Annotated in this window: 1 protein-coding gene; it reads left to right on the forward strand. The window is 36.0% G+C overall.

The genetic code is table 11. The features are described 5' to 3' along the window. The first annotated feature begins 63 nt into the window (after nucleotides 1-63). The gene (locus LCI24_RS16870) at nucleotides 64-1,119 is read left to right on the forward strand and encodes an IS110 family RNA-guided transposase (RefSeq protein ID WP_369918400.1); all 1,056 of its coding nucleotides are present in this window, start codon (nucleotides 64-66) and stop codon (nucleotides 1,117-1,119) included. The last annotated feature ends 317 nt before the right edge of the window (nucleotides 1,120-1,436 follow it).

Raw genomic sequence — 1,436 nt, forward strand, 5'->3', positions numbered from 1 at the left:
TATAGCATCCATGAAAAAGCAGTAAGTCGAGTATCTTTAAAGTTCATCAAAACAATAAAAGATATGAACACTCAAATTACTGCCTTACCAAATTTATATATAGGAATTGACATACACAAGCGAAGTTGGAAAGTTCATTGTTCAACAGATCTATTTTCCGGTAAGAGTTTTAGTATGCCTCCAGAACCATTGCAATTAAAAGCTTATGTTGATAAGCATTTTCCGGAATATGATGTTAGTACGGCTTATGAGGCAGGTTGTTGTGGGTATTATGCACATCGTTGTTTTGAGAGTTATGGATGGCGTTCTTTAGTTGTTAACCCTGCCGATATCCATCGTAAGGGAAAAGAACGTTTTACAAAGACTGATCGTATAGATGCGCAGTTGATTAGTAGAGAGCTTAAAGATGGTCGATTAAGTAGTATTTATGTTCCTGATTTACATCGCGAAGCCTTACGAAGTTTGTTTCGCAGGCGTAATGATTTAGTTAAAGATTTTAGACGTATCAAAAGTTACATAAAAATGCAGTTGCTCTACTTTGGAATAAAAGTACCAGAACCATACGATAATGACCATTGGAGTCATGGTTTTCGAGGCTGGTTAGATGATATGGTTTTTCAGTATCCTATAGCTAAAGCAAGTTTAGATAGTCGTATGCGTTATTTTCGGTTTGTAGATGAAGATTTACGTTTAGTTAGTAATCAGTTAAGAGCCTATTGTCGTAAACATTTTAAGAAAGATTATTATTTACTTAGAAGCATACCCGGTATTGGGGGCATTGTAGCCTGTGGAATTATTAGTGAGTTAGGAGATTTACGCAGGTTTACTAGCATAAAACACTTGGCGGGTTATGTGGGGCTGGCTCCAGGAGTTTATCAGAGTGGAGCTAATAGTAAAACGATGGGTATCACCCCACGAGCACATCGACTCATACGTTCATATTTTGTAGAAGCTTCATGGCAAGCCATTCGAACGGATCCGGTGATGCAGGCTTATTATCGAAAGCATTATGGCAAGGACACCAAAAAGATAATTATTAAAATAGCCCGTAAGTTACTTAGCAGAACTTTAGCAGTTATAAAAACAGAGACTCCTTATGAGATAGGAGTTATAGAATAGTATATAAACCAATAACAAAGCTCACAAAGAAGTATTAAAAGTCCATATCACAAAACAACGTGGGTGACTTCAGTATTGAATTGAAGATCACATTTTTATAGCAAGTGGCTGGACTTATTATAACTTATAATCATACAGATGCTGGTGACGACCCAAAAGAGTTGATCACATATAGGATGCGGAGCAAGTTATAAGGTATTGAAGTATTGATAATCCTATCGGAATTATCAACATTCCAACACCACAGAATCATCATTATGAGATAATAAAAAAATAAATATTAACTTTGGAGAACTAGGCTAGTGCTTTTCATAGGA

Source organism: Tenacibaculum larymnensis (assembly GCF_028829235.1).
GTDB classification, from domain to species: Bacteria; Bacteroidota; Bacteroidia; order Flavobacteriales; family Flavobacteriaceae; genus Polaribacter; species Polaribacter larymnensis.